Raw genomic sequence first — 7,030 nt, 5'->3', positions numbered from 1 at the left:
GTCGGTACCGATACCCCGGTGCTGCTGGACTGGGCGGTCGGGTTGAACTTCCCGTGCCAGCACCAGATGTTGCATCGCAACGGTGTCGCGGAGGTCCCCGAATACCGGATCCTGCCGGACCGGATCGGCGCGATCTCCACCAATCTGTGGCAGGACCACCACGGCGGCGGTCCACTCGGCTGGACCGACCAGCTGCTGCGAGCCCGCACGATCCCGTCGTATCTCGACCATGACTGGGACCGCGACTGGGGCGCGATCGAGCAGTACACGCCCATCGATCCGTCGGCCGACACCGCAGAACTCGACACCACATCGGTCACGCGCAGCGGTCTGTGGAGTCCCGGTCCGATCAACACCACTTACTGATGGGCAGGACGTTCAGGCTCAGCGACGTGGGGCGAGAGCAATCAGCATGGGCGCATACTGGTTTCACCGTCCTGCTTGACGCTCGTCAGCAAGGCTCTCCTACTTCGAAAGATCGGAAGCCGGCCCCGACGGACATAGTCGTTGAGATGCCGCGAGGCTTGACAGACTGTTCGCATAAATTGGCATGTGGTGTATCACAACTCCACCGACACCATCGACTCGGCCAGTCAGGAAGGCACTACCAGTTCGCAAGATCCTGCTCCGAGCGACGAGCCATTGACCGAGGGCAACTACGATCCGTCGGTTGAGGATTCCCCGGCGTCGATAATCGGTGCCGGCAACTTCGGCCAGTCCTCGCCGCCCAGTGGCCCACCGCGGAACCTGCGGCAGGGCATCGAGGTCGGCGACGATGACCAGCTCGGTTCCGGCGACACGCACCCAGACTTCGGCGCCGACCAGCCCGGGTGGGGTCGAATAGCGCACCGACCCGAACCGGATCGTCTGGTCGGTGCCGACGCGGCGGGTGGTGCCCGGTGCCAGGGTGTGCGGGGCCGACGGCACGGTGTGCAGGCGGGCGCGTTCCTCGGCCAGCGCCTCGCCTGGAACGCCCGCGCTTTCCCGGTGTCATCGACCGTTGACGTGACGCAGAAGCGGTCACATGCGGTTTCGAGATCGGCGAACGCGGCATAGGCCGGCAGCAGGTTCGCGGCGGTGGGCACCAGGTCTGCCTTGGCGATCTCGACCGTTGCTTCGCTGCCCTTCGATTCCGGTTCGAAGGCACGCAGGTATGCAGTGTCATGCCGCAATGCCGGGCGGCCTCGACGATCTGCGGATGCCGCACCGGTATCCCGGCGACGTGATCGATGCTGACCGTGCGGGGATTGTCGGTCAGCGCGTAGGTCGGCACCCCCACCGAAGCGGCGCACCGTGGCATCGAGGCAGGCGATCAACGTCGGCAGCGTTTGATCTCACACCGGAATCACGACGCGGAAACGCGACCATGCCAGCCAGGCACGGAACAACAGGGTCGAGCGCATGAGTCCGTCGGGTCCGGGCACCCTCGGTCCTGCGCCACAATCGAATTGCATCTTCAAGTCAGGTACGGTGATCCAGGGACGGTAGGGGCGGCGATGCCCCGCCCGCCATGCCGTCTTCGCCTCCGCCACGGCCCCGCGGGTGGTGCGTTCGGTGCCGTCGAAGCCGAGCTCGACCAGACGTTCGTGGACGACGTTGGCGCGGACCTTGCCTTTGCTGCGGTCGACGCACTTTTCGATCTTCGGGAGATAGTCGTCGATGATGCGCGGTCGCCGGATGGGGCCGGCCAGCGTCAGCCCCGCGTCACGGGCGGCGACGTAGCGCCGAACGGTTTTCGGATCGACACCGGCCAGCTGCGCGGCGGAATGCGCGCTGCCGGTCGCGTCGCAGGCTTCGAAGATTCGATGATGTCCCTGTCAGACTTCTTCATGCGTCCCTCCGATGGGAATCGCTCGGTGGTGGGTCGAAGACCTCGAGCAAACCCCGGAAGGGCGTCTGGTTCGGGACGACACGCCACCGGCCCCGTGTCCATCGACACTGTCCGTCAGCAGGGACGAATGTGTCCGTCTACAGCGAGATTGGCATGTCCGCTCTCATCGGGTTCTCCTCGCGAGCCTGATAGCTTGGTGTGAGAGCCGTGAATTCGGGGGGATCAGCGCCACGCACCGGCGTCGCGCACCGGCAGAGTGCGTCGATGTCGGCGCCGGTGAGCGCGTCGGACTGGGGCTCAATCCCGACGTAGGCGGGGTAGAGGAACTCGGCGCGCGCTCGATCGCTGCGGCGTCCGCGCTCGGGCGAAACTGCTCGATCGCCCGGATGAATCCGGCACGACTCGTCGCCACCTCCCAGACAAGACGTTCTCCCAGCCCCGGGACGGCTGAGGAGGGAACCGGAGTGCGAGACCGACGTCTTGGGCACGAGGGGCCCTGGACTAGCGGATTACACGTCTCGCCGATCTTGGACAGCTACGGGCTACTCGCTGATCTCCATCACTCGCAACGGTTCTGCTCGGAAGGTACGACGGTAGGTTTGTGGACTGACTCCCGTGATGAGTTTGAAGCGGTCGCGGAAGGTGGTGGATGAGCTGAAGCCAACTCGGTTACCGATGCGTTCGACGGAGTGGTCCGTAGTTTCCAGCAGGTGCTGAGCTTGGCGGATGCGGGCCCGGTGCAGCCACTGGAGTGGCGTGGTGCCGGTCTGGTCACGAAAGCGTCGGATCAGGGTGCGGGTGCTGGTCCCGGCCCGCGCGGCGATGTCGGTCAGGGTGAGGTCGCGGGTCAGGTTGTCCCGTAGCCAAGTGAGGAGTTCCTCGAGTTCGGAGCCCTGGGGTGTTGGGGTGTGGTCGTAGACGATGAACTGCGCTTGTCCTCCTTCCCGTTCGAGGGGCATCACCGACAGACGGGCGGCATCGGCTGCGACGGCCGAGCCGTAGTCACGGCGGATCATGTACAGGCACAGATCCAAGCCTGCGGCTGCGCCGGCAGAGGTGAGGAACTGGCCGTTGTCGACGTAGAGGACATTCGGGTCGACATCGATGTCCGGGTGGATGGAGGCCAGAAGCCCGGCCGCAGCCCAGTGCGTCGTGGCGCGCAGGCCGTCGAGGAGCCCAGTGGCGGCCAGAGGAAACGTACCTGAGCAGATCGAGGCGATCCGCGTACCGTCCGCAGCGGCCGATCGCAACGCGTCACGCACGGCGGATGAGAGTGAGGCGGTGGGGTCGGCGACTCCCGGCACGATGATCGTGTCCGCGTCCTGGAGGCCCTCCATGCCCCAGGGGGCAGACAGCGCGAAAGCTCCGGCGTCTATCTCGCGGCGCTCGGCGCAGACCCGAACCTGGTAGCCGGGTCGCCCATCGGGCAGACGGGTCCGCGAGAAGACCTCGATCGGCGTGGACAGGTCGAAGGGGATGACCTTGTCCAGCGCGAGAACAGCAACGGTGTGCATGGCGATAACGTACCCCTCCAGTACGCGACTTATCCACGCGAGAGATTCATAACGTAGCAGTTCAAGAGGCATAATCCCATCCGGGATGCCGTTGGCAATTTCTCGTTGAATGTTGTCACTCGTGCCACTGTCCGATCGAACCGATGGGCGGTTGACTTCAGACGCACCAGTACGAATCAACCCCGAGGACCACTCCCATGCACATTCAGATCGTCCTGTTCGATGGTTTTGACCCGCTCGACGTCGTAGCTCCTTATGAGGTGCTGTATGCGGGAGGTACGGCATCGGGCGGTTCGCTCAGCGTGGAGCTGGTCTCCGCGGAGGGCCCGCGCGAGGTGGTCAGCGGCACCGGAGGACTGGTGCTGCGCGCCATTGGTGCTCTCGATCTGAATCAGGCGGACATGGTCCTGGTGCCCGGGGCCTCCGGACGGGTGGGCGAGCCCGGCGAGGTCCCGGAAGAAGCCGTGGGCGCCGGCGAATGGAAACAGGACGAGTTCATTCCGGTGCTGCTGGGCCGCACACTGACCACCGAGCTCCCCACACTCCTCGGGCAGGCAATGGACGACCCAGACACCACGGTCGCCGCAGTCTGCGGTGGCTCGCTCATCCTGGCCATGGCCGGTCTGTTGGAGGGACGTCACGCCACCACCCACCACATGGGCCTCGACATGTTGGACGCCACCGGTGCCCACGCGGTCAGCGCCCGCATCGTGGACGACGGCGACCTGATCACCGGCGCGGGCGTCACATCCGGACTCGACCTCGGGCTCTACCTGCTGGAACGCGAACTGGGGCCACGCATTGCCCACGCCGTTGAAGAGTTGTTCGCCCACGAACGACGCGGCACCGTCTGGCGCGCCCAAGGACCCGCGCCCGCCGCTTTCTGAAGCCCCGCCGCCGCTCTTCGTCGGCCATTGCCCGCAACGCACAATCAGGAAGAACATCGGTATGCCCATAGAAGGTATTTGGAACCTGTCCATCTCCACCCCCATCGGCAAGATCAAGGCTGTAGTTGAACTGCGCCGGCGCGACGGAGTCCTGACCGGAACCGCCCACAGCGCAGAGGAAGAGGTACCGCTGAACGATGTGGTCCTCGACGGTGACCGACTCACCTGGAAGCAAGCCATCACCAAACCCATGCGGCTGAACCTGGCGTTCGACGTGACGGTCAGCGGCGACACCCTCCAGGGCACCTCGAAAGCTGGCCGCCTTCCGTCCTCGAAGGTCACCGGTGAGCGGCAGGCCAGCCAGGAGGGCCAGGCATGACCAAGCTCTTTCTGTCCTTGCATGTCCTGGCGGCCATCGTCGCCGTCGGCCCGGTCACCGTCGCCGCAAGCATGTTCCCCGTGACGCTGCGCCGCGCCCTCAGCGACCCCGGCGACAGCGCAGCCCGAACGACCCTGCTGACGCTGCACCGAATCTGCCGGGTATACGCGGGCATCGGAATTGCCGTTCCCGTCTTTGGCTTCGCAACGGCCAGCAGCCTTGGCGTCCTTGGTGACGCCTGGCTCATCACCTCGATCCTGCTGACCACCGCGGCCGCAGGCGTCCTGGCACTACTGATCCTGCCCGCCCAGGACCGCGCTCTGGTCGCGACGGCAGGCGATCATGCTCCGTCATCAGCACCGACCCCATGGACACCGAGCCGTCTCGCCATGGCTACCGGCATCTTCAACCTGCTCTGGGCCACCGTCACCGTACTGATGATCATCCGCCCCGGCTCCACCACAGGAGTGTGACCATGCACCCCCGGTCTCTGCGCCATATGCGCATCGCGTCCCACGTCGAATTGATAACCCTGATCGTGATGCTGGCCAACGTATTCACCGTCCACATCAAGTCGTCTTCGTCCTTGATGGGCCCCGCTCACGGCTGCGCCTACCTGTTCGTCGCGATCGCGACCTTGCGCCTCGAGCAGGCCCCTACGGCCGCCAAGATGCTGGGCCTCATTCCAGGGGTCGGCGGGCTACTCGCGTTGCGACAGCTCGATAGATTCCGACCGGCCCACGCCCACACAGAAGAAGTCCTTCCCTCATGAACCTCGTCTCCCCAGTGATTGTCGACATCGTCTACTGCCTGCTGATGTCGCTCATCAGAGAACCACACAGGAGGCACTTCAACGCGATCATGGTCGGCGGAGCCGGAGCCGCCTACCTGAGCGGCGGTGGATTCGGCCCGTGGGAACTCCCGTTCGTCGCACTCATGGCCTGCGTCGCCTACCGCGGCCTGGAATCCTGGAACTTCATCGGCATAGGCTGGCTGCTCCACACCGCCTGGGACATCGCACACCACATCAAGGGCAACCCCATCCTTCCGTTCCACCACGACTCGTCCTTGGCATGCGCCATCTGTGACCCAGTCATCGCCCTATGGTGCTTCCGCGGAGCCCTGTCTGTCAGGGTGAGTTGAGTGCACCGCTTCACAACCACCCCGCCTGCAGGACGAGATACGGAACGATAGTGCCCCGTGGAGTGGTGGACTTCGGATCGGCTCTGCAGTATGCGCGGTGATCAACGAGTCGCGGTGAATACCAAGCTGTTTCGCTCGAACCGGTCAACGACAACGCCGCCTCGGCAGCGTGTCCCTTCGCGGCGATCACCGCCCGGAGCTCGTCCATGCTCACATCCGAGACGTAGCGGCGGGTGACCTGCCACTCGTCGTGCTGCTCGATGACCACCGCAGTCGCCAACCGCAGGAACGCCGCCGGGTTCGGGAAGATCTCCACCACATCGGCTCGACGCTTGAAGCTCTCATGTCAAGCTGGGGGTGGTTGGGTGTCCCTGAACATCGTTCGGTAGAGAATGTTTGAGAGGTGCCGCTTGAGGATGCGCATCGCTTCACGTCGCGTATGCCCACGGCTGACGGCGCTGTCGTAGAGTCGGCGGGCGCGTGGTTCGCATCGAAGTTGGATCATTGCGATGCGGTGCAGTGCAGCGTTCAAGCGTCTGTTTCCGCCGCGGTTGAGGCGGTGACGGACAGGTTGCTTCCCGCCTTCACCGGAACTGGCGGGAATGGGTGCTGTGCCGGTGAATCGCGCGAAGCCGGCTTCGGTGAACCGGCGCACATCGCCGGTCTCGAGGAGTATTTCGGCGGCAGCGCGAGCGGCGATCCCACAGACGACGGTGAGGTGTGAGCCTGTCCGAGTGACAAGTGCGGCGAGTTCGGCTTCGGCGGTCTTGTCCTGAGTGAGGACATCGCGCAACATCGTCGTTCGATGTTCGATCAGTTGCAGCCGCAGCGTCACGATGGGATCGGTGACGTCGGCAGTGTCGAGTTCGGCAATCGAGTTGATCCGTGCGCGGGCTGTGTTGCGTTCGGGCACCTGGGTGCGTAAGTGCTCGGGGAGGCCAGCGATCAGCGCGTCGATCTCTCCTATCAGTTGAACTCTAATCTTGCGCAGAGACGTTCGGGCGTTGTGCCACAATGATATTTGATCCCGCACTGCATCTGGAGCAGACGGACTCGATTGCTTGAATGCGTATGCGAGCGCATCGTTTCTCTGGGTTTCCGCAGCGATCCGATGTGCATCGAGGAGGTCACTTTTCCCTTCGTGTCGACCTCGTTGCCGCAGCGAGGTCTTGTGTGGGGGAACATCTCGGACCTCTACGTGTTCGCTGACGAGATACTCGGCGAGTGCGCGGCCAAGCCCACCTGTTCCTTCGATTCCGATCCGCTCGATGGCGCC

The 7,030-nt window shown here is 64.5% G+C and carries 9 protein-coding genes and 1 pseudogene; 6 read left to right on the top strand and 4 right to left on the bottom strand.

Going from position 1 to position 7,030, the window contains the following annotated elements; all coding sequences use genetic code 11:
* Window positions 1-366, top strand: a 366-nt coding sequence (locus tag RZ1_RS28940; protein ID WP_174565252.1) for an arabinosyltransferase C-terminal domain-containing protein, incomplete at its 5' end; no start/stop codon positions are given.
* A gap of 99 nt (window positions 367-465) precedes the next feature.
* Here RZ1_RS28940 and RZ1_RS31930 read toward each other — a convergent pair.
* Both RZ1_RS31930 and RZ1_RS28930 read right to left on the bottom strand, forming a co-directional pair.
* Entirely contained in the window at window positions 466-927 is a 462-nt protein-coding gene (locus tag RZ1_RS31930) for a Mu transposase domain-containing protein (RefSeq protein ID WP_372481631.1), read from the bottom strand.
* A gap of 1,446 nt (window positions 928-2,373) precedes the next feature.
* Complete coding sequence (locus RZ1_RS28930) at window positions 2,374-3,345, bottom strand: GlxA family transcriptional regulator (protein ID WP_072816332.1); 972 nt, start codon at window positions 3,343-3,345, stop codon at window positions 2,374-2,376.
* Between the two features lie 197 nt (window positions 3,346-3,542).
* On the opposite strand from RZ1_RS28930, the gene RZ1_RS28925 reads away from it, so the two are divergent.
* The 5 genes from RZ1_RS28925 to RZ1_RS28905 all read left to right on the top strand — a co-directional run bounded on the left by RZ1_RS28925 (window position 3,543) and on the right by RZ1_RS28905 (window position 5,754).
* Window positions 3,543-4,232, top strand: coding sequence for a DJ-1/PfpI family protein (locus RZ1_RS28925; protein ID WP_072816330.1), 690 nt, complete (start codon window positions 3,543-3,545; stop codon window positions 4,230-4,232).
* Window positions 4,233-4,293: 61 nt separating this feature from the next.
* Window positions 4,294-4,611, top strand: coding sequence for a hypothetical protein (locus RZ1_RS28920; RefSeq protein ID WP_072816328.1), 318 nt, complete (start codon window positions 4,294-4,296; stop codon window positions 4,609-4,611).
* Window positions 4,608-5,084, top strand: coding sequence for a hypothetical protein (locus RZ1_RS28915; protein WP_072816325.1), 477 nt, complete (start codon window positions 4,608-4,610; stop codon window positions 5,082-5,084). The genes RZ1_RS28920 and RZ1_RS28915 overlap by 4 nt, the downstream gene beginning before the upstream one ends.
* Before the next feature lie 26 nt (window positions 5,085-5,110).
* Window positions 5,111-5,383, top strand: a complete 273-nt coding sequence (locus RZ1_RS28910) for a hypothetical protein (protein ID WP_218020504.1) — start codon at window positions 5,111-5,113, stop codon at window positions 5,381-5,383.
* Window positions 5,380-5,754 (top strand): DUF6010 family protein, encoded by a 375-nt coding sequence (locus RZ1_RS28905; protein WP_072816321.1) that lies wholly within the window; start codon window positions 5,380-5,382, stop codon window positions 5,752-5,754. The genes RZ1_RS28910 and RZ1_RS28905 overlap by 4 nt, the downstream gene beginning before the upstream one ends.
* A gap of 124 nt (window positions 5,755-5,878) precedes the next feature.
* Here the strand turns inward: RZ1_RS28905 and RZ1_RS28900 are convergent.
* Together RZ1_RS28900 and RZ1_RS30345 are read right to left on the bottom strand one after the other, a co-directional pair.
* Window positions 5,879-6,100, bottom strand: a pseudogene (locus tag RZ1_RS28900) (transposase); the annotation flags it as partial.
* The coding region (locus tag RZ1_RS30345; RefSeq protein WP_139282063.1) for a transposase at window positions 6,101-7,030 on the bottom strand (930 nt) is incomplete at its 5' end.

Source organism: Rhodococcus zopfii NBRC 100606 = JCM 9919 (assembly GCF_001895025.1).
GTDB lineage: Bacteria > Actinomycetota > Actinomycetes > Mycobacteriales > Mycobacteriaceae > Rhodococcus > Rhodococcus zopfii.
Note: the sequence above shows the minus strand (reverse complement) of the source record. Positions and strands in the feature narration are given on the sequence as shown.